This window comes from Bradyrhizobium sp. (assembly GCF_035935975.1).
Taxonomy (GTDB): Bacteria; Pseudomonadota; Alphaproteobacteria; order Rhizobiales; family Xanthobacteraceae; genus Bradyrhizobium.
The window spans coordinates 128,160-147,137 of sequence record NZ_DASYWN010000038.1; the positions used below are offsets into that span (position 1 = coordinate 128,160).

Genomic DNA, 18,978 nt, shown 5'->3' on the forward strand with positions numbered 1-18,978 from the left:
CCCGCGTGCCATCGACGACGCTGAAGTCGTCGAGGTGAATGGAGATGGACATGATGCGCCGTATCGTTCCGCTCGCGGCAGGACTGCTCTGGGCAAGCTCGGCTCTCGCCGCTGACATCAATCTTCTGAACGTGTCGTACGATCCGACGCGCGAGCTCTATGTCGAGTTCAACAAGGCGTTCGCGACCGCCTATCAGAAGGAAACCGGCAAGAGCGTCGAGATCAAGCAGTCGCATGGCGGCAGCGGCTCGCAGGCGCGCGCGGTGATCGACGGGTTGCAGGCCGACGTGGTGACGCTGGCGCTCGCCTATGACATCGACGCCGTCGCGAACAAGGGCCTCACCGCCTCCGACTGGCAGAAGCGTCTGCCGCAGAATTCATCGCCCTATACCTCGACGATCGTGTTCCTGGTGCGCAAGGGCAATCCCAAGGGCATCAAGGACTGGGACGATCTGCTCAAGCCGGGCGTTGCCGTGATCACGCCGAACCCGAAGACCTCGGGCGGCGCGCGCTGGAATTATCTTGCGGCCTGGGGCTTTGCGCAGAAGAAATACGGCTCGGCCGACAAGGCCAAGGAGTTCGTCGGCAAGCTGTTCCAGCAGGTGCCGGTGCTGGATACCGGCGCGCGTGGCGCGACCGTGACCTTCGTCGAGCGCGGCGTCGGCGACGTCCTGCTGGCCTGGGAGAACGAGGCCTATCTGGCGCTGAAGGAGTTCGGTCCGGAGAAATTCCAGATCGTGGCGCCGCCGCTGTCAATCCTCGCCGAGCCGCCGGTCGCGATCGTCGACAAGGTTGCCGACAAAAAAGGCACCCGCAACGCCGCTGACGCCTATCTCCAGTACTGGTACACCAAGGAAGGTCAGGAGATCGCGGCGCGCAATTTCTATCGCCCGCGCGATGCCGAGATCGCCAAAAAGTACGAAAACTCCTTCGCCAAGGTCGAACTGTTCACGATCGACGACGTTTTCGGCGGCTGGACCAAGGCGCAGAAGGAACATTTTGCCGACGGCGGCGTATTTGATCAGATCTACAAGAACTGATCGGGCGCTGTCGGAGGGGCAGTAGGGGGCCTGGTGAGCGTGATTGCAGCACGACGACGGACATTGCCGGGCTTCGGTCTCACGATGGGACTGACGCTGACCTGGCTGTCGGTCATCATCCTGATTCCGCTCGCCGGCCTGTTCCTGAAATCGTTCGAGCTCAGTCCCGAGCAGTTCTGGAACATCCTCTCCAGCCGCCGCACCCTGAACGCCCTCAGGGTCTCGTTCGGCCTCGCCTTCGCGGCGGCCTGCGTCAACCTCGTGATGGGCAGCATCATCGTCTGGGCGCTGGTGCGCTACCGCTTTCCCGGCCGGCGCATCTTCGATGCCATCGTCGACGTGCCCTTCGCGCTGCCGACGGCGGTTGCCGGCGTCGCGCTGACGGCGCTGTTCGCCGAGAAGGGCTGGCTGGGTGCGCCGCTCGCCGCGCTCGGCATCAAGGTGGCGTTCACGCCGGTCGGCATCTTCGTCGCCATGATCTTCATCGGTATTCCGTTCGTGGTCCGCACCGTCCAGCCGGTGCTGCAGGATCTCGACCCCGAGATCGAGGAGGCTGCGGGCAGCCTGGGCGCCAGCCGCTGGCAGACCATCATCCGCGTGATCCTGCCCTCGCTCGCGCCGGCGCTGCTGACGGGCCTTGCGCTCGCCTTCGCGCGCGCGGTCGGCGAATACGGCTCGGTGATCTTCATCGCGGGCAACCTGCCCAACATCTCCGAGATCGCGCCGCTCCTGATCGTGATCCGTCTGTCCGAATTCCGCTACGCCGATGCGACCGCCATTGCGGCTGTCATGCTCGTCGTGTCCTTCGTCATCATCTTTGCGGTGAACCGGCTCCAGCGCTGGGCGCAGAGCCGGATTCCGGCGCGCTGAGGGCGGATCATGACGATGCAGATCGCAGAGCCCGTCTCGCTGACCTCGCAGGATGCGCGCGCGCGGGCGCACGCCGTGGCGGCGCGCGACAGCCTCCGCACCGAGCCGCCGGTGGTGCGGGCTGTCATCATCGCGCTGGCGGTGGTCTTCCTCAGCGTCTTCGTCGTGCTGCCGCTGGTCCTGGTGTTCGCGCAGGCGTTTTCTCGCGGCGTCATGGCCTATCTCGCCGCGCTCGCCGAGCCGGAGGCGATGGCTGCGATCAAGCTGACGCTGATCGTCGCGGCGATCTCGGTCAGCCTCAATCTCATCTTCGGCCTCGTCGCGTCCTGGGCCATCGCCAAGTTCGAATTCCCGGGCAAGACCTTCCTGATCACGCTGATCGACCTGCCGTTCTCGGTGAGCCCGGTGATCTCGGGCCTCGTCTTCGTGCTGCTGTTCGGCGCGCAGGGCTATTTCGGCAACTGGCTGCGGGATCACGACATCCAGATCCTGTTTGCGGTGCCCGGCATCGCGCTCGCCACCACCTTTGTGACCTTCCCCTTCGTGGCGCGTGCGCTGATCCCGCTGATGCAGGAGCAGGGCACGCAGGAAGAAGAGGCGGCGATCTCGCTCGGGGCCTCGGGCCTGCAGACCTTCTTCCGCGTCACGCTGCCCAATATCAAATGGGGCGTGCTCTACGGCGTCCTGCTCTGCAATGCCCGCGCGATGGGCGAGTTCGGCGCGGTGTCGGTCGTCTCCGGTCACATCCGCGGCGAGACCAACACCATGCCGCTGCTGGTCGAGATTCTCTACAACGAGTACCAGTTCGTCGCCGCGTTCGCGATCGCCTCGCTGCTCGCGATGCTGGCGCTGATCACGCTGATCGCCAAGACCATTCTCGAACGTCACCTCGACGAAGGACAGGACGTCAATGACCATTGAAGTCAAGAATCTCGTCAAGAAGTTCGGCAGCTTCGCCGCGCTCGACGGCGTCGACCTCAAGGTCAATGACGGCGAGCTGCTGGCGCTGCTCGGCCCGTCAGGGTCGGGCAAGACCACGTTGCTGCGGATCATCGCCGGCCTCGACTGGCCGGACGCGGGTGAAGTCTCCTTCAACGGCGAGGACGCGCTGACGCAGGACGCGCGCGAGCGTAACGTCGGCTTCGTGTTCCAGCACTACGCGCTGTTCCGGCACATGAGCGTGTTCGAGAACGTCGCCTTCGGCCTGCGCGTGCAGCCGCGCGCGATCCGCAAGGACGAGGCGACGATCCGCGCGCGCGTCAAGGAGCTGCTCGACCTCGTGCAGCTCGACTGGCTCGCCGACCGCTATCCGAGCCAGCTCTCCGGCGGCCAGCGCCAGCGCATCGCGCTCGCCCGCGCGCTCGCGATCGAGCCGCGCATCCTGCTGCTCGACGAGCCGTTCGGTGCGCTCGATGCCAAGGTGCGGAAAGAACTGCGCAAATGGCTGCGCTCGCTGCACCATGAGATCCACGTCACCTCGATCTTCGTCACCCACGACCAGGAGGAGGCGCTCGAAGTCGCCAACCGCGTCGTGGTGATGGACAAAGGCAGGATCGAGCAGATCGGCTCGCCCGACGACGTCTACGAGACGCCCGCAACTGCGTTCGTCCACGGCTTCATCGGCGAATCCATCGAGCTGCCGGTCCAGGTCGAGGGTGGCGTGATCAGGCTCGGCGACCAGCCGCTGCGGCTCGCCGCGGAGGGGCTTGCGCCTGGCGCGTCAAAGCTGTTCGTGCGGCGACATGACATGCTGGTCGGCCCGCCCGGCAGCGGCGCCTTCGAGGGCGCCGTTCAGCACGTCCGTAATTTCGGCCCCGTGCAGCGGGCCGAGGTGGCGCTGTCGGGTGGCGGCACCATCGAGATCGACGCCCCCCGCGACAAGGAACTGCACGCCGGCGACACGATCGGCCTCGAGCCGCGCCGCTACCGGATATTTGCGGGCGCCTGAGCCGATCCAAAGGGTCGATTTTTCCGCAAAATTCACCTTTCAGCCACGGTTGATATGCAACAACGGCCCTTCCTTTGGGGGCTTCGATTCATGCGCGCTGCGGCGGCGATACTCATTCTTTTGCTTCTCGCCGGCTGCGCCGGCAACGAGGCGCCGATCCAGCAGCAGCCGTCGATGTATGCCGACATGGCGGTCCCGGGCTCCAAGCTCGACGCCCAGGCGGCCGCGATCATGATCTCGCAATACCGCCAGAACAACGCGCTCGGCACCGTTGTGATCGACCCCGATCTGATGCGGCTTGCCGAATCCCAGTCCAACGCCATGGCCGCGGCCAACAAGATGGACCATGACGTCCGCGCGCCCCTGGCCAAGCGCCTTGCCGCCGGCGGCTATCCCGCAACGGTGGCGGTCGAGAACATCTCGGCCGGCTATCATACGCTGGCGGAAGCGTTTTCCGGCTGGCGCGACTCGCCTCCGCACCGCGCCAACATGCTCAAGGGCGGTGTCACAAAATTGGGCATCGCGGCGAGCTATGCTCCGGGCACCAAATACAAGGTGTTCTGGACCATGATCCTGGCCGCGACGGAGCCCCGATAAGCCAGACTTGATCCCGGAATGCATTGACGCCGCGGCGAAACTGTCGCCACGGTGGGTCGCCTTTTGCTATTGTTCCCAGATGACCGATCACAGTCCGGAATCCGCCCGCGTCCCCGCGAATGCGCAACGTGTCCTGGTCCTGCAGGGCGGCGGTGCGCTCGGCTCCTACCAGGCCGGCGCCTATCAGGCGCTGTGCCATTTCGGCTTCGAGCCGGAATGGGTCGCCGGCATCTCGATCGGCGCGGTCAACGCCGCCATCATCGCCGGCAATGAAGGCCACATCCGCGTCAAGCGGCTCAAGGAGTTCTGGGAGATGGTTTCCGCGCCGGTGCCATGGAAGCCGATCGGCAAGAGCGATCACAGCCGCGAGCTGTTCAACTCGACCAGCGCCGCGCTGATCGCGACCTTCGGCGTGCCGGGCTTCTTCGTGCCGCGCGTTCCGCCTGCACCGATGTGGCCGCCGGGCCATCCCGAGGCGGAAAGCTATTACGACACCTCGCCGCTGAAGAAGACGCTGGAACGGCTGGTCGATTTCGACCGCATCAACGATCTCAAGACGCGCTTCTCCGTCGGAGCCGTTGGCGTGACCTCCGGCAACTTCAAGTATTTCGACAATTACGAGTTCAAGAAGCTCGGCAAGAAGATCGGCCCCGAGCACATCATGGCCTCCGGCGCGCTGCCGCCGGGCTTTCCGTCCGTCGTCATCGACGGCGAGCATTACTGGGACGGCGGTATCGCCTCCAACACGCCGCTCGACTACGTGCTCGACGCCGAGGTCGATCGCGACATGCTGATCTTCCAGGTCGACCTGTTTTCCGCGCGCGGCGATCTGCCGAACTCGCTGCTCGAGGCCACCGAGCGCGAGAAGGACATCCGCTTCTCCAGCCGCACGCGAATGAACACCGACAAGAACAAGCAGCTGCACAATGCCCGCAGGGCGGTGCGCGACCTGATTTCCAAATTGCCCGATTATCTCAAGAACGACCCTTCCGTCGAATTCCTTGCCAAGGCATCTCGTGAGAGCACCGTCACGGTGGTGCACCTGATCTACCGCAGCAAGAACTACGAATCCTCGTCCAAGGACTACGACTTCTCGCATGTCGCCATGGTCGAGCATTGGGAAGCCGGCGTGCGCGACGTGCATCTGTCGATGCGCCACAAAGACTGGCTCGAGAAGCCGCAATCCGGCGAGACCATGGTGACCTACGATCTCACGGGGGACGTCACCGCGCCCCCGCCAAAAAGGAGCGAATAAGATGGGTACTCTGTCAGGCAAGAACGCCGTCGTAACCGGTTCGACCAGCGGCATCGGGCTTGCTTATGCGCGCGCCTTCGCCGCCGCCGGCGCCAATGTCGTGATCAACGGCTTCGGCTCGCCGGAGGACATCGAGAAGGAGCGCGCCAAGATCGAGTCGGATTTCGGCGTCAAGGCGGTCTACTCGCCCGCCGACATGACCAAGCCGGCCGAGATCGCCGGGATGATCGCGCTGGGCGAGAAGTCGTTCGGCTCGGTCGACATCCTCGTCAACAATGCCGGCATCCAGTTCGTCTCGCCGATCGAGGAGTTTCCGGTCGAGAAGTGGGACCAGATCATCGCGATCAACCTGTCCTCGGCCTTCCATGCCATCCGCGCCGCGGTGCCCGGCATGAAGAAGAAGGGCTGGGGCCGCATCATCAACACGGCATCGGCGCACTCGCTGGTCGCCTCGCCCTTCAAGTCGGCTTATGTGTCGGCCAAGCACGGCATCGCCGGCCTGACCAAGACCGTCGCGCTGGAAGTGGCGACCCACAAGATCACCTGCAACTGCATCAGCCCGGGCTATGTCTGGACGCCGCTGGTGGAGAAGCAGATCCCCGACACCATGAAGGCGCGCAACCTGACGCGCGAGCAGGTCATCAACGACGTGCTGCTCGACGCGCAGCCGACCAAGGAGTTCGTGACGTCCGAGCAGGTCGCGGCGCTGGCGCTGTTCCTGTGCGGCGACGATGCCGCGCAGATCACCGGCACCAACCTGTCGATCGACGGCGGCTGGACCGCGGAGTAGGCGTTCCGGAACGAGCAACGCAAACGGCGGGACCGGATCCCGCCGTTTTTCGTTGAACGGCTCGATGCCGCTCTCTGCTCAATGCGTCCAGGCCAGCGCCGTCACGATCGCGGACGACAGATTCAGTTCCGCGAACATGATCTTGCCGGCGACCACGAACAGCACGCAGGCCAGCGTCAGGCGCAGCACCGTTTCGGGGACGCGCGTTGCGCTGTAGCTGCCGACGATGATGCCCGGCAGCGAGCCCATCAGCAAAACTCCCATCAGGGCCCAATCCACTGAGCCGAGCAGCCAGTGCCCGGTGCCGGCGACCAGCGTCAGCGGCACGGCGTGGGCGATGTCGGAGCCGACGATGGTGGCCATCGGCAGGCGCGGATAGAGCAGCAGCAGCACGGTCACGCCGACTGCGCCGGCGCCGACCGACGAGATCGAGACCAGCACACCGAGCACGATGCCGGTGACGACGGTCGCAATCGCCGTGGTGCGTTCGTCGACCTGCTGGAGGCGCTTGCGATAGCGCTCCATGATCGATTTGCGGAAGATCAGCGACGTCGCGGTCAGCAGCAGCGCGAAGCACAGCACGAGGTTGACGAGGTCGCGCTCGGAATCGCTCTTGAGGTCGAGCTTCCACAGCACCAGCAGCGTCAGCGCGCTCGCCGGAATGCTGCCGCAGGCGAGCCGCAGCACCGCCGGCCAGTGCACGCTGCGCGACCAGCCATGCACGACGCTGCCGCCGGTCTTGGTGGCGGCCGCATAGAGCAGGTCGGTCCCGACGGCCGTGGCGGGATGGATGCCGAACAGCAGGATCAGCAGCGGCGTCATCAGCGAGCCACCGCCGACGCCGGTCATTCCGACAAGCAGGCCGACGCCGAAACCGGAGGCGACGTAGAGCGGGTCAATCATGTCTGGGGAATCTTAGGTTCATCTCGTCACTTGGGCAATATGACGTAGAATAAATTTCCCTTAGCGTGCAATCATCCGGGAGCAATAAGAAAAATTGTGCTGCGGGGCGACGATGACAGGTCGTTTTATCTAAATTTCGGACCTTCCGCGACATGCGCGTTTCGCCCGATCCTCGCGGAGGATTTCAGTCGCGGCGAAATCTTGCGAAGGCTGCCTTGACCTCGCTCTCGGTCGCAACCTCGCCGCGATCTATGGAAGCTAAGGCGGCATCGATCATCCGCAGCTCATCCGCGGTGGCATAGTACTCGCCGCCATCGCGTACATCTTGAGGAGGGATTGTTTGGTCGCGCTTCGCCATAGGCTGAAGGGTATCAGACCATCGCTGCAAGTTCCATTCGCATCAAACCCGCTAGCGCCCAAACGCCAGCACATGCAGGCCGAGCCGCTGCCGCACGATCCAGAACAGCAGCACGGTCTCGAAGGTGAGCGAGATCGAGGTCGCGGCCGCGGCGCCGTGGCCGCCGAAGCGCGGCACCAGCGCGATGCAGAGCACGACGTTCATCACGAAGGCCAGCGCGTAGGCCAGCGCACAGATCTTCTGCTGGCCCAGCATGTTGAGCAGCCGCTCCACAGGGCCGATCGCAGCGCGCACCACGAGGCCGATTGCGGCGACGAACATTATGTCGTAGCCGATCGTGAACTGCGGTCCGAACAGCCACAAGAGCGGCTTGCCGAGCGCGAGCAGCACGATGGTCGCCGCCAGCGACGGCCAGAACGTCCAGTTGATGGCATGGGCGACATAGGCCGACAGCCGCGCCTTGTCGCCGCTGGCGTTGTATTCGGCGAAGCGATGCGCCGTCGTCGCCGCCATCGCGTAGTGGATGAAGGACACCAGCGCCAGCGTCTTCACCACGGCGAAATAGACGCCGACCTCGTCGGACGGGCGGAATTGTTGCAGCACCAGCACGTCGGTGTAGGACAAGAGCAGATAGAAGCTCTCGACCAGCAGGATCGGCAGCGACACCGCGAGCCAGCCGCCGATGTCGTAAGCCCTGGGGCCGGGCTCGATATGATCGGCGAGCTTGCGGTTCAGCACCACCATCTGCCCGGTCATCGCGATCCACACGGCGCCGGCGCTCGCGACCATCGCCGCAACCGCGCCGAGATGATAACCGAGCAGGAAGGCAGAGGCCGTGATGCCGATGATCAGCGCCTGGCGGATGATGAATTGTGGCATCAGGCCGAGCTGCATCCAGTCATGCGAGCGCGCGATGCCGTCCTGGGTGTTGGCGACGACGAAGGCGGGCAGCGTCATGCAGCCGATATAGAGCGGCAGCTCCTCGGCCGGATTGATCCAGGGTGACAGCAGTTTGACGATTCCGGCAAGGCCCAGCGACACCAGCGTCGAGACGGCGAAGACCAGCCAGCGGCTGCCGGAGAGAAAGCCGCGCAGCAGTGCGTGATCGCCGCTGCTGCGGTATTCAGGAATGATCTTCTGTGCGGAGGCGGCGATGCCGAGATCCATCATGCTGCCGAGCAACAGCACCCAGGTCCAGACATAGACATAGATGCCGTAGTCGGACGTGCCCATCCAGCGCGCGAGCAGCACTTGCGAGAAATAGGCAAGTCCCGCGCTGATCACGCGGATGATGAAGATGGTGCCCGCCAGCCGCCGCGTCAGCGACGCTTCGCTCGACCCGCCCGTCAGCTTGCCGCGCAGCCGCGCGATCAGCCCGGCCGGTCCGGTCGTTGCGGGTTCTGCATCCATCACGGCCACGAAGAGTCCCCAAGGCATCCGCATGCGGCAGGCCTGCTGCGGTGGCCTTGGGGCTTAGCAACCATTCGTTAAGATTCGGTTGGGTGGGGGTTCCCATACTCGGTGTCGTCCCGGGCTCGCGCTTGGCGCCCCCCGGGACGACAGCCGGCCTCACTCCAAATTCGTATTGAACTCGTACGACTTCTCCGGCCCGACCAGCGTGAATTTCAGCGCTGCACCGTCGGGCTTGGCGCCCGGCGGCAGGCCGTCGAGCTCGAACGAAAACCGCTTCACGCCTGGCGGGCTCTCCTTGACCGGCTCCGGGATCGGCAACGCCCAATCGAGCGTCGGCCCTTCCACGTACAGATGGACGTTGCGGCTGTCGGGCACGACCACGTCGACCAGCACGTTCTTGGGCCCGTCGCGCTTGACGTCTCGGATGGTGAGCGGGTTGGGATCGCCGATCGTGGCGGGCTTCGGCACGGTGTCGAGCGCGGCACGCAGATTGGCGTCCTCGGTCGAGGCGACGTTGTTGAAGCCGAGCTCGACACTGGCGTCGACGGGAATGCAGAGCTTCTCGCACACCGCGTAGTTGATCTCGGCGCGCAGGGTCACCGGCTTGTCGGCGGCCTTGGCGACGATGCGCAGGGGCAGCACGATCTGGTCGTGATAGCCGATCGAATGGCCGCCCGCGCCGTCGTCGAACTTCAGCGGTGCCGGCCACATCACCGTCACCGCCTCGACATTGTCCGACTTCGAGAAGTCGAACCGCGGCGGCACGCCGGAATCGCCCGGTATGCGCCAATAGGTCTTCCAGCCGGGCTGCAGCTGGAAGGCGATACCGCCGAGCAGCACAGCACCGCTGCGCGAGCCCGCCAGCAGCCGCACCGCGGAATGTCCGTCACGCTGCCATGGTGAAGAATCATCGGCACGGGCTACCATCGCCAGCGACGACGCAAGCAGGGTTGTCGCGACGCCAATCGCCGCACGCAGGGGAACTTGTGTGAGCATGGCACGTCTTTACAGGGTCGCCCCGGGGCAAACCATTGAATTGCTTGTGATGGATGCATTCGAATCAAGTCTCTGCAAGCCTTGATTTGACAGCGGCCCGGCCCGACATCAGGATAGGAATTGAAACCGGAGTGCTTTACCGATGGCTCCCACAGGCAAGAGAACGGGCGAAAGCACCCGCAGCGCGGGCCCGGCGCTCCCCAATTCGGGGGGCTATCTCGACGGCCGGCTGCTGATCGCAATGCCCGTGATGGGCGATGAGCGCTTCGAGCGCTCGGTGATCTATCTCTGCGCCCATTCGGCGGAAGGTGCGATGGGCATCATCGTCAATCATCCCGCCGGCAGCATCGACTTCCCCGAGCTGCTGCAGCAGCTCGGCATCATCAAGAAGGGCGAGCACATCAAGCTGCCCGAGAATGCCGAGAGCATGAAAGTGCTGCGCGGCGGCCCGGTCGATACCGGCCGCGGCTTCGTGCTGCACTCCAGCGATTTCTACATCGAGAATGCGACGCTGCGGATCGATGACGGCGTCTGCCTCACCGCGACCGTCGACATCCTGCGCGCGATCGCCAACGGCTCCGGCCCCAAGCACGCCATCCTCGCGCTCGGCTATGCCGGCTGGGCGCCGGGCCAGCTCGAGACCGAGATCCAGAGCAACGGCTGGCTGCACTGCGACGCCGATGCGGATCTGATCTTCGGCGACGATGTCGATGAGAAATACGGCCGCGCCCTGCGCAAGATCGGCATCGACCCCGGCATGCTCTCGAACGAGGCCGGGCACGCGTAGCGTTAGCCTCCGCTGTCTTCGCCCCACCCGCCGCCGTCATGCCCCGGCTTGACCGGGGCATCCAGTACGCCGCAGCAGATGTGGTGAGAGCGAGTTCTCCAATACCGGCCTCTGGAATACTGGATCGCCCGCCTTCGCGGGCGATGACACGGATTGCTGAGTAGCGCTGAGCGTCGCTACTCCGCCGCCTGCTGCTGCACCGTCGGCTCGGTCCCCGCCACCGTTGCCCTGCGCATGTCGCGCGGCTGCGACTGGTCGTAGCGGCGGACGCGGTGCATGGTCTGGCGGTTGTCCCACATCACGAGGTCATGCAGCTTCCATTTGTGGACGTAGACGAATTCGGGCTGCGTGGCGTGCTCATTGAGATCGCGCAGCAGCAGCCGTCCCTCCGGCACGCTCATGCTGACGATCTTGCCGGCATGCGATGACAGGTACAGCGACTTGCGGCGATGCACCGGGTGCGTCCGCACCAGCCGCTGCAGCACCGGCTTGAACATCTGCTTCTCGTCGTCGGTGTATTCGGTGAAGCCGAGGGATCCGCGCGAATACATCAGCGAGTGCTCGCAGACGAGATCCTCGATCTCCGCCTTGGTCTCGTCGTCGAGCGCGCCATAGGCCGCGCGCATGTCGGCGAACTCGGTATTGCCGCCCTTGGGGTTCACGACGCGCGCCGACAGCAGCGAGAACTTTGCCGGGATCGGCCGGAACGAGCTATCGGAATGCCACAGGCAATTGCCGAGGTTGAACAGATGCGTGCGGCTGTCCTTCGCCAGCGGCTTGCCGTCCTTGCCGAGATTGGAAACGTCGTTCAGGCCGGACTGGAGCCGGTAATCCTTCTCCTTCGTGACCGTGCCGCCGCGCGCATCCTCGCGCTGACCGAAGTTCAGCGCGAAGGCCATCTGTTGTTCATCAGTGATGTCCTGGTCGTGGAAGACAAGTACCGCATACTTGTCCATGGCGGCCTCGACCTCGCGCGCCTCGTCCGGCGTGAGCGGCTTTCGCAGGTCGAGGCCGGAAACCTCGCCGACAAAATGCGTCTGAAGCTGCCGGATGGCGATCGTCATGGTGTTTCTCCCGCGAACCGCGAGCGGTTGGTCCCGCTCTGCTGCCGAAAAAGCTACTCTCGCACCGGTGGTTGTCAACGCTTGGTGCGCATGGCTGCCCGTAGCGGGCACGATGTAGCCCGGGCGAGCGCAGCGATACCCGGGAACGGTGCATGCAAGGTCCCGGATGTCGCTTCGCTCATCCGGGCTACGCACCTTTGACGCCGCTCACGCATTCCGCGCCATCAACCCGCCGTCGACCGGGATCACCGCGCCGGTGAGGAACGACGCCGCCGGCAGGCACAGGCTCAGCGTCATATGCGCGACCTCTTCCGGGTCGCCGTAGCGGCCGAGTGCGGTGCGGCGCTTGGCGTAGATCGTCTTGTGCTCTTCCGAGATGCGGTCGGTGATCCCTGTGCGGATCGGTCCCGGGCAGATGCAGTTGACGGTGATGCCCTCGCGGCCGAGCTCGACCGCGAGCGAGCGCGTGAGGCTGGCGACGCCGCCCTTCGCCGCCGAATAGGGGCTGTGCAATGCGGTGGCGCCGAGTGCCTCGGTCGAGGCGATGTTGACGATGCGCGGGCTGTTCGACTTGCGCAGGTGCGGCAATGCGGCGCGGATGATGCGCGGATGCGCCGTCAGCATCACCGCGAGGCCCTTCGCCCAGGCATCTTCATAAGCCTCGTCGTCGATCGCGACGCGCACGGAGATGCCGGCATTGTTGACGATGATGTCGAGCCCACCGAAATGCGCGGCGACATCGCCGACCACGTGCTTGATCTCGCCGCCATCGGCAACGTCGAGCTTCCACGCTTTCGCTGAGCCGCCGCTTCCCGCGATCTCCTTCGCAACAGCATGCGCACCTTGCTCGTCATAATCGGTGACGGCAACGTTCGCGCCTTCGCTTGCGAACACGCGCGCCGTGGCGCGCCCCATGCCGCTCGCTGCGCCCGTGACGAGTACGGTCAGGCCCTTCACCGACCGGCTGAGCTCTTTGAACTCCGACATGGCTGTTTCCTCGCGCCGTCTTGTTTGTTGTTATGAGATTGACAAGGCTGGCACCGATCCGCAGACAGGTCAAACAAGCAAAACAATGGGGAGGCCGCGATGGCGAACGAGCTGGATTTCTCAGACAAGCAGGTGCTGGTCGTCGGCGGGTCCAGCGGCATCGGCAACGGCATCGCGCAAGCTTTTCGCGTGAGAGGCGCAGCAGTTGCGGTGTGCGGCACGCGTGCTCGTGCAGCGGAATATTCGGCGGAGGAAGGCTCCGATCTCTCAGGCCTCGCTTATGCGCAGCTCGATGTCGGCAACCCCGGTGCGATCGAAGCCTTCAAGCCGTCGTTCGACCGGCTCGACATCCTCGTGCTTGCGCAGGGCGCGGTGATCTATCGCCGCGGCGAGTTCGAGATGGTGGGCTTCCGCAAGGTCGTCGAGGTCAACCTCATGAGCCTGATGGCGTGCGCGACGCGCTTTCATTCCATGTTGCGGGATTCGAAGGGCGCGCTGATCATGGTGTCCTCGACCGCGGCCTATCATTCCACCATGGGCAATCCCGCCTACAACGCTTCCAAGACCGGCGCGGTCGGACTGACGCGCACGCTGGGCGAGGCCTGGGCAGAGGACGGCATCCGGGTCAACGGCATCGCGCCCGGCCTCGTCGACACCAAGATGACGAAGGTGACGACCGACAATCCCAAGCGGCTCGAAGGCGCCTTGTCGCGCATTCCGTTGCGGCGCCTGGGCACGCCGGCCGACATGGCGGGCGCGGCGCTGTTCCTGGCCTCGCCACTGTCGTCGTACATCATCGGACAGACGCTGGTCGTCGACGGCGGGCTTATTCTGTAGCCCGGGTGAGCGCAGCGATACCCGGGAACGGTGCAAGCAAAGTCCCGGATGTCGCTTCGCTCATCCGGGCTACGCACTACGCCTTCTACACTTTCGTCATCACTTGGAACTGCGCCCCTCCTGATCGGTTACTTGGGCAGACCCCCGAGGAGGAGCATCATGGACAAGGATCGGATCGTCGGATCGGCCAAGGAATTCGCCGGACGTGCGGAAGGCGCCATCGGAGACATGGCGGGCGATGCGCAGACCCAGGCGTCGGGCAAGGCGCGCGAAGCCGCCGGCACCGTGCAGAATCTCTACGGCCAGGCCAAGGACGCCGTGCGCGATGCCACCGACACCGCGGCGAGCTATGCCAAGGACGCCTATGACAACAGCGGCGAGACTTTTCGCGACGGCACGCAGGCGCTGTCGAAGAAGGTGCAGGACAATCCGCTCGGTGCGCTGCTCATCGCCGGCGGCATCGGCTTTGCGCTGGCGCTGCTGATGTCGCGCCCCGCGCGCCGCCCTCCGCCGTCGCGCTGGCGTTATTACAGCTGAGCCGAAGCCACGTCTCTCGTGCCCCGGACGCAGCGCAGCACGCAGTGTTGCGCTGCTGAGCCGGGGCCCATATTTTTGTGAATGTCGTGAGACGGCTGGGTCCCGGCTCAGCGCAGCAGCGTTACACGCTGCAGCGCGTCCGGGACACAAGGCTACCGGAACATCTCGGCCGAGCGCCCGACGTTAGCCGGCGGACGTGGAATCCAGGGATTGGCATTGGGATTCGGATTACGCGGCGCCGGTGCGAGTTGGCGCGGTGCCGGCTGCGGCGAGCCGAAGCCGAAGAAATCGCGGAATGAAGGCTGCGCCTGCGCCGGCTGCTGCACCACCGGCGGCGGCTTCTTCGGCGCGAGCGGCTTGGGGGGCGCGATCGCCGCGGCTGCACCGGGCGTGCCCGATGCATTCGGCGTGCCGCCCTCAGGCGTCGTCGCGGCCATCGGCGTATCGCCCTTGGCCTGCTCGCGGCCGACCTCGCGGCGCGGCCAGGCATAATCGTCGGCGCGGCCGGCCGGCGCCGACAGCGGCTCACCCTTCACCATCGTCTTCGCAGCGAGCGCATCGACGGCGGCGGGACGCGAGCCCGGTCCGCCCAGCAATTGATCGGTCGTGATCGAGGCCGCGATCAGGGGCACGATCGGGCCGGCGAGCGGCCGTGGCGCGGGCTTGCCGGGCTCGGCGCTGGTGTCGGGCGTCGCCGGTTCGCTCGGAAGCGCGATCGGGCCGGAGCGACCCGCGAGCAGGCGCGTGATCTCGCGCTCGACATAGTGCGCGAGCTTTCGCGCGCCCGGCTTGGTGAAGTAGACGCCGTCATAGCTGCGGAGCTGGCGGATCTGGCCTTCGAAGTCCGGGCCCTTCTGCAGGAAGCGGCCGGCCTCATCCACAAAGCCGTCCCAGACGTCGACGTAGGTGATGCCGGCCTTGGCCGCGCCTTCGCGGTAGAGCGAATCCAGGAACAGCATGTCCGCGGTGCCCTTCGGGCCGCGGATCGCCGGCAGGCCGACCCAGAGCACCGGAACGCCCTTGGACTTCAGGACGTTGGCGAGCTCTTCGATCTTCTTGCCGTAGAGTTCGACCCAGCGCTCGTCGCGGAATTCGTAGAGGCCGTTCGGATTGCGCGCGGTCTTCTCGGGCGCTGCGGCCGGCGTATCGGCATTGTCGGCGTCGTCCTGCGGCAGATCGGCGTCGGCAGGCTTGTCGTCCGGTTTCGCGGCAGCATCGGGCTTGGCCTCGCCGGGCTTGGCCGGTGGCTTGGCGCGCGCGCCCTTGTCGTTCTTCTTGTCCTTGTCCGAAGCCTTGTCGGATTTTTCCGTCACCGGCTCGCGGATCGCGCTGCGGTCGTTGAGGCCGAGCATGACGACGATGACGTCGGGCTTCTCGGTCTCGAGAATGCCCTTGGCCGCGGCCGCCCAATCCGAGGGCTCGCCCTTCGGCTGGTACTTGATCAGGCCGGACGTGGTCTTGTGCTTGCGGATCACGCCCATGTCGGGCTGCTCGCTGTAGGCGTCCTCTAAGCCATAGGCGAGCCAGTCGGCCATGGCGTCGCCGATCACCAGCACGTTCTTGTCGGGAATGGTGTCGCGCTTGGCCGGTGACGGCGCGCGCGAAAAGTCCTGGCGCGGCGCCTGCGGCTGTTGTTGCTGGAACGGCGCAAAGAAGTCGCCGCCGAACCAGCCGCCACCACCGCCTCCGCCGTTGCGCGGCGGCGGGGCCTGGCGCTGCGGCGGACCGCCGAAGCCGGGGAAGTTGAAGAACTGCGCCGAGGCGGGTCCTGCGACCGACACCAGAATCGCAACCGCCGTCCCCAGCGCGATCAACGGGCCGGTCTCGGTCAGCGCCTTGAAGAAGGACTTTGGCTTCGACATGCGATCTCGGGCACGCGCAATGGGGATCGGAACTGGTTCGTTATAATAACGGAATCAGGCGCCAAACGGGCAGGTTCCGTCGCAGATTCTTTGACAGATTCTTGACCCCATACACCGGGGAACAGCCGCTCCCGTCAAGGCTGCCGGGCAAAATCCCAGTTCAGGGTTACTTTCGGCGCGATTTTACCGCCCGCGCAGCCGGTCCAGCACGTCGGAGGAGGCAAATCCGTCGGCGGGGACCCCGATCGAGGCCTGGAAATTGCGCAGCGCCTCCCGAGTCTGGCCGCCGAACTGGCCGTCCGGGGTGCCCTTGTAGAAGCCGCGCTGGGCCAGCAGCTGCTGCAGTTCCAGCCGCTCGGTGCGCGACAGCTCCCGTTCCTGCCGCGGCCAGGGCTGCACGAAGGGCTGGCCGCCGCGCAGGCGATCGGCGAAATGGCCGATCGCGAGCGCATAGGCCTCGGCCGGGTTGTACTTCATGATGACCCGGTAGTTCTGCAGCATCAGGAAGCCCGGGCCCTGTGCGCCGGCGGGCGCCAGCAGATAGGCTTTCTCCGCCGGGTGCGGGAAGGGCTGGCCGCTCGGGCGCTTGATGCCGAGCTTCTCCCATTGCGCGATCGTCATCGCCTTGGCGCGGTCGGCCAGCATGTAGTTGAAGCCCTGGGGAACTGCGACCTCGAAGCCCCAGGTCTGGCCGGCCTGCCAGCCGTCCTTCTTGAGATTGTTGGCGGTGGAGGCGATCAGGTCGGTGGGGTTGTCGACGACGTCGCGCCGTCCGTCGCCATCGCCGTCCACGGCAAAGCGCTTGAATGCGGTCGGCATGAACTGGGTCGGACCGAACGCGCCGGCCCAGGAGCCGCGCATCTGCTCGGGCCTGAGGTCGCCGCGGTTGAGGATCTCCAGCGCCGAGAGGAACTCGTCCTTGAAATAGGCCTGGCGGCGGCCGATGCAGGCGAGCGTCGCGGTCGATTGCAGCACGCTGCGGTCGCCCATCTGCGTCGAGTAGTTGGACTCGATGCCCCAGATCGAGGCGATGATGTAGCGATCGACGCCATAGGCCTTCTCGGTGGCGTCGAACTGCGCCTTGTATTTGGCGAGCACCTCGCGGCCCTTGGCGAGGCGGTTGTCGTTCACGAGGATGTCGAGATAATCCCAGATCGATTTGGTGAACTCGGGCTGCGAGTCCATCAGGTCCATGATGCGCAGGTCGGGCGAGAGCCCGGCGGTGAAGCGCTGGAAATTCTCCTGCGTGATGTTGCGGCGTGCGGCATCCGGCCACATCCCCGCAACGCAATTGTCGAAATTGCCTGCCGCCTCGCGGATCGCCGCGGCCGTCATCAGCGGATGGCCGGAGGCGCCGTCCTCGCCGGTCCAGGGCAACGCTCCAGTTTGCGCGCCGCCGGGGCCGGGCGGGGCTTGCGCTGGTGCCGGATTGGAGCCGGAGAAAATGCCGCCGAACAGGTTGGAGAGGCCGTTCTGCGCCTGGGCGTGCGCGGAAGCCGGCAGCAGCAAGGCAGCTAGAGTTACGCCGGTCACAAATCCAGCACGTTTTGCCAGCCCTGCCATTGATTGCATCATACCTCACCCGTCCGGCCAGAAATCCGCCCTCAGGAGGCCCGGTTACGGTTGCCAATAGCTTAACAAAGGTGAAATTTTGTTGGCTGCTTTTTTCTTAACTCTGTGATCGCGAGGCCCCACATCCGCCTTTGTTAGCGGCTGCAAACAGGCTAGCAAGATGACATTGCTCCCGTCACGTATCTCCTCAGGTATTCGATCAATCCCATGAAAATTCGCAAAGCCGTATTCCCCGTCGCCGGCCTTGGCACCCGCGTCCTGCCCGCCACCAAGGCGATGCCGAAGGAAATGCTGACCATCGTCGACAAGCCGCTGATCCAGTACGTCTATGACGAGGCGCGCGAAGCCGGCATCGAGCATTTCATCTTCGTCACCGGCCGCAACAAGAACGTCATCGAAGATCATTTCGACAAGATGTTCGAGCTCGACACGACGCTTAGCCAGCGCGGCAAGAAGGCCGAACAGGAGATCCTGGCGCAGAACCAGCCGGAAGCCGGCGCCGTCAGCTTCACCCGCCAGCAGGCGCCGCTCGGCCTCGGCCATGCGGTCTGGTGCGCGCGCGACATCGTCGGCGACGAGCCGTTCGCGGTCGTGCTGCCCGACGAGCTCGTGCTCAACACGCCCGGCTGCCTGAAGCAGATGATCGAGACCGCCAACAAGCTCGGCGAGAAGTCCAACGTCATCGCGGTCGAGGCCGTGCCCGACCATCTCACCCATCAATACGGCATTTGCGGCGTCGGCAAGCGCACCGGCAAGATGTTCGAGGTCGACGGCATGGTCGAGAAGCCGGCCAAGGGCACCGCGCCCTCCAACCTCTCGATCACCGGCCGATACATCCTGCAGCCCGAGATCTTCAAGATCCTGGAGACGCAGGAGCGCGGCGCCGGTGGCGAGATCCAGCTCACCGACGCCATGATCGGCCTTGCCAAGACGCAAAAATTCTACGGCGTCGAGTTCGAGGGCGAGCGCCACGATTGCGGCTCCAAGCCCGGCTTCCTCCGCGCCAACATCGCCTACGGCCTGAAGCGGCCCGAGCTGCGCGACGGGTTGATCGCCGAGATGAAGAAGTATCTGGGGCAGTCGTAGCCAAATACTCTGTGTCGTCCCGGACAAGCGAAGCACAGATCCGGGACCCATAACCACAGGGAGTAGTTTGGCGAAG

Annotated in this window: 19 protein-coding genes; 11 read left to right on the forward strand and 8 right to left on the reverse strand. The window is 65.1% G+C overall.

Annotated elements, in window-relative coordinates:
• Positions 1 to 38 precede the first annotated feature (38 nt).
• The 7 genes from VGR99_RS21120 (at position 39) to VGR99_RS21150 (ending at position 6,500) form a co-directional block, all read left to right on the forward strand.
• Positions 39 to 1,040, forward strand: coding sequence for a sulfate ABC transporter substrate-binding protein (locus VGR99_RS21120; protein ID WP_414645147.1), 1,002 nt, complete (start codon positions 39 to 41; stop codon positions 1,038 to 1,040).
• A gap of 33 nt (positions 1,041 to 1,073) precedes the next feature.
• Entirely contained in the window at positions 1,074 to 1,910 is an 837-nt protein-coding gene (cysT, locus tag VGR99_RS21125) for a sulfate ABC transporter permease subunit CysT (RefSeq protein ID WP_326901032.1), read from the forward strand.
• A 9-nt stretch (positions 1,911 to 1,919) separates the two neighbouring features.
• Complete coding sequence (cysW, locus tag VGR99_RS21130) at positions 1,920 to 2,831, forward strand: sulfate ABC transporter permease subunit CysW (RefSeq protein ID WP_326901034.1); 912 nt, start codon at positions 1,920 to 1,922, stop codon at positions 2,829 to 2,831.
• Positions 2,821 to 3,858 (forward strand): sulfate ABC transporter ATP-binding protein, encoded by a 1,038-nt coding sequence (locus VGR99_RS21135; protein ID WP_326901035.1) that lies wholly within the window; start codon positions 2,821 to 2,823, stop codon positions 3,856 to 3,858. The genes cysW and VGR99_RS21135 overlap by 11 nt, the downstream gene beginning before the upstream one ends.
• A gap of 90 nt (positions 3,859 to 3,948) precedes the next feature.
• Complete coding sequence (locus VGR99_RS21140) at positions 3,949 to 4,455, forward strand: CAP domain-containing protein (RefSeq protein ID WP_326901037.1); 507 nt, start codon at positions 3,949 to 3,951, stop codon at positions 4,453 to 4,455.
• A 79-nt stretch (positions 4,456 to 4,534) separates the two neighbouring features.
• Positions 4,535 to 5,710, forward strand: coding sequence for a patatin-like phospholipase family protein (locus tag VGR99_RS21145; protein ID WP_326901039.1), 1,176 nt, complete (start codon positions 4,535 to 4,537; stop codon positions 5,708 to 5,710).
• Between the two features lies 1 nt (position 5,711).
• Positions 5,712 to 6,500: a 3-hydroxybutyrate dehydrogenase gene (locus VGR99_RS21150; RefSeq protein WP_063694203.1), complete on the forward strand. Its 789-nt coding sequence runs from the start codon at positions 5,712 to 5,714 to the stop codon at positions 6,498 to 6,500.
• A gap of 78 nt (positions 6,501 to 6,578) precedes the next feature.
• Here VGR99_RS21150 and VGR99_RS21155 read toward each other — a convergent pair whose 3' ends face one another.
• From VGR99_RS21155 to VGR99_RS21170, 4 genes are all read right to left on the reverse strand, one after another.
• Complete coding sequence (locus VGR99_RS21155) at positions 6,579 to 7,403, reverse strand: sulfite exporter TauE/SafE family protein (RefSeq protein WP_326901042.1); 825 nt, start codon at positions 7,401 to 7,403, stop codon at positions 6,579 to 6,581.
• A 184-nt stretch (positions 7,404 to 7,587) separates the two neighbouring features.
• The gene (locus VGR99_RS21160; RefSeq protein WP_326901044.1) at positions 7,588 to 7,761 is read right to left on the reverse strand and encodes a hypothetical protein; all 174 of its coding nucleotides are present in this window, start codon (positions 7,759 to 7,761) and stop codon (positions 7,588 to 7,590) included.
• A 51-nt stretch (positions 7,762 to 7,812) separates the two neighbouring features.
• Positions 7,813 to 9,180, reverse strand: a complete 1,368-nt coding sequence (locus tag VGR99_RS21165) for an oligosaccharide flippase family protein (RefSeq protein ID WP_326901251.1) — start codon at positions 9,178 to 9,180, stop codon at positions 7,813 to 7,815.
• Between the two features lie 150 nt (positions 9,181 to 9,330).
• Positions 9,331 to 10,170 (reverse strand): protein-disulfide reductase DsbD domain-containing protein, encoded by an 840-nt coding sequence (locus tag VGR99_RS21170; protein ID WP_326901046.1) that lies wholly within the window; start codon positions 10,168 to 10,170, stop codon positions 9,331 to 9,333.
• 142 nt (positions 10,171 to 10,312) lie between these two features.
• On the opposite strand from VGR99_RS21170, the gene VGR99_RS21175 reads away from it, so the two are divergent.
• Positions 10,313 to 10,957, forward strand: a complete 645-nt coding sequence (locus VGR99_RS21175; protein WP_326901047.1) for a YqgE/AlgH family protein — start codon at positions 10,313 to 10,315, stop codon at positions 10,955 to 10,957.
• A 176-nt stretch (positions 10,958 to 11,133) separates the two neighbouring features.
• On the opposite strand, the gene VGR99_RS21180 is transcribed toward VGR99_RS21175, so the two are convergent.
• Positions 11,134 to 12,021: a TauD/TfdA family dioxygenase gene (locus tag VGR99_RS21180; protein WP_326901048.1), complete on the reverse strand. Its 888-nt coding sequence runs from the start codon at positions 12,019 to 12,021 to the stop codon at positions 11,134 to 11,136.
• Between the two features lie 207 nt (positions 12,022 to 12,228).
• Entirely contained in the window at positions 12,229 to 13,008 is a 780-nt protein-coding gene (locus VGR99_RS21185; protein WP_326901049.1) for an SDR family NAD(P)-dependent oxidoreductase, read from the reverse strand.
• Positions 13,009 to 13,107: 99 nt separating this feature from the next.
• On the opposite strand from VGR99_RS21185, the gene VGR99_RS21190 reads away from it, so the two are divergent.
• Both VGR99_RS21190 and VGR99_RS21195 read left to right on the forward strand, forming a co-directional pair.
• Complete coding sequence (locus VGR99_RS21190; RefSeq protein ID WP_326901051.1) at positions 13,108 to 13,845, forward strand: SDR family oxidoreductase; 738 nt, start codon at positions 13,108 to 13,110, stop codon at positions 13,843 to 13,845.
• 159 nt (positions 13,846 to 14,004) lie between these two features.
• Positions 14,005 to 14,382, forward strand: a complete 378-nt coding sequence (locus VGR99_RS21195; RefSeq protein WP_326901054.1) for a CsbD family protein — start codon at positions 14,005 to 14,007, stop codon at positions 14,380 to 14,382.
• 152 nt (positions 14,383 to 14,534) lie between these two features.
• Here VGR99_RS21195 and VGR99_RS21200 read toward each other — a convergent pair whose 3' ends face one another.
• Entirely contained in the window at positions 14,535 to 16,244 is a 1,710-nt protein-coding gene (locus tag VGR99_RS21200; RefSeq protein WP_326901055.1) for an SGNH family hydrolase, read from the reverse strand.
• Positions 16,245 to 16,427: 183 nt separating this feature from the next.
• Entirely contained in the window at positions 16,428 to 17,816 is a 1,389-nt protein-coding gene (locus VGR99_RS21205) for a lytic murein transglycosylase (RefSeq protein ID WP_326901252.1), read from the reverse strand.
• A 207-nt stretch (positions 17,817 to 18,023) separates the two neighbouring features.
• Here VGR99_RS21205 and galU point away from each other — a divergent pair, with 207 nt between their 5' ends.
• Positions 18,024 to 18,902, forward strand: coding sequence for a UTP--glucose-1-phosphate uridylyltransferase GalU (gene galU, locus VGR99_RS21210; protein ID WP_326901057.1), 879 nt, complete (start codon positions 18,024 to 18,026; stop codon positions 18,900 to 18,902).
• The last annotated feature ends 76 nt before the right edge of the window (positions 18,903 to 18,978 follow it).

Bases quoted from the DNA above. Each gene is read 5' to 3' on its own strand.
- VGR99_RS21120 (WP_414645147.1), top strand. From the start codon at position 39: ATGGAGATGGACATGATGCGCCGTATCGTTCCGCTCGCGGCAGGACTG.
- cysW (WP_326901034.1), top strand. From the start codon at position 1,920: ATGACGATGCAGATCGCAGAGCCCGTCTCGCTGACCTCGCAGGATGCG.
- VGR99_RS21135 (WP_326901035.1), top strand. From the start codon at position 2,821: ATGACCATTGAAGTCAAGAATCTCGTCAAGAAGTTCGGCAGCTTCGCC.
- VGR99_RS21140 (WP_326901037.1), top strand. From the start codon at position 3,949: ATGCGCGCTGCGGCGGCGATACTCATTCTTTTGCTTCTCGCCGGCTGC.
- VGR99_RS21145 (WP_326901039.1), top strand. From the start codon at position 4,535: ATGACCGATCACAGTCCGGAATCCGCCCGCGTCCCCGCGAATGCGCAA.
- VGR99_RS21150 (WP_063694203.1), top strand. From the start codon at position 5,712: ATGGGTACTCTGTCAGGCAAGAACGCCGTCGTAACCGGTTCGACCAGC.
- VGR99_RS21155 (WP_326901042.1), bottom strand. From the start codon at position 7,403: ATGATTGACCCGCTCTACGTCGCCTCCGGTTTCGGCGTCGGCCTGCTT.
- VGR99_RS21160 (WP_326901044.1), bottom strand. From the start codon at position 7,761: ATGGCGAAGCGCGACCAAACAATCCCTCCTCAAGATGTACGCGATGGC.
- VGR99_RS21170 (WP_326901046.1), bottom strand. From the start codon at position 10,170: ATGCTCACACAAGTTCCCCTGCGTGCGGCGATTGGCGTCGCGACAACC.
- VGR99_RS21175 (WP_326901047.1), top strand. From the start codon at position 10,313: ATGGCTCCCACAGGCAAGAGAACGGGCGAAAGCACCCGCAGCGCGGGC.
- VGR99_RS21180 (WP_326901048.1), bottom strand. From the start codon at position 12,021: ATGACGATCGCCATCCGGCAGCTTCAGACGCATTTTGTCGGCGAGGTT.
- VGR99_RS21185 (WP_326901049.1), bottom strand. From the start codon at position 13,008: ATGTCGGAGTTCAAAGAGCTCAGCCGGTCGGTGAAGGGCCTGACCGTA.
- VGR99_RS21190 (WP_326901051.1), top strand. From the start codon at position 13,108: ATGGCGAACGAGCTGGATTTCTCAGACAAGCAGGTGCTGGTCGTCGGC.
- VGR99_RS21195 (WP_326901054.1), top strand. From the start codon at position 14,005: ATGGACAAGGATCGGATCGTCGGATCGGCCAAGGAATTCGCCGGACGT.
- VGR99_RS21200 (WP_326901055.1), bottom strand. From the start codon at position 16,244: ATGTCGAAGCCAAAGTCCTTCTTCAAGGCGCTGACCGAGACCGGCCCG.
- VGR99_RS21205 (WP_326901252.1), bottom strand. From the start codon at position 17,816: ATGCAATCAATGGCAGGGCTGGCAAAACGTGCTGGATTTGTGACCGGC.
- galU (WP_326901057.1), top strand. From the start codon at position 18,024: ATGAAAATTCGCAAAGCCGTATTCCCCGTCGCCGGCCTTGGCACCCGC.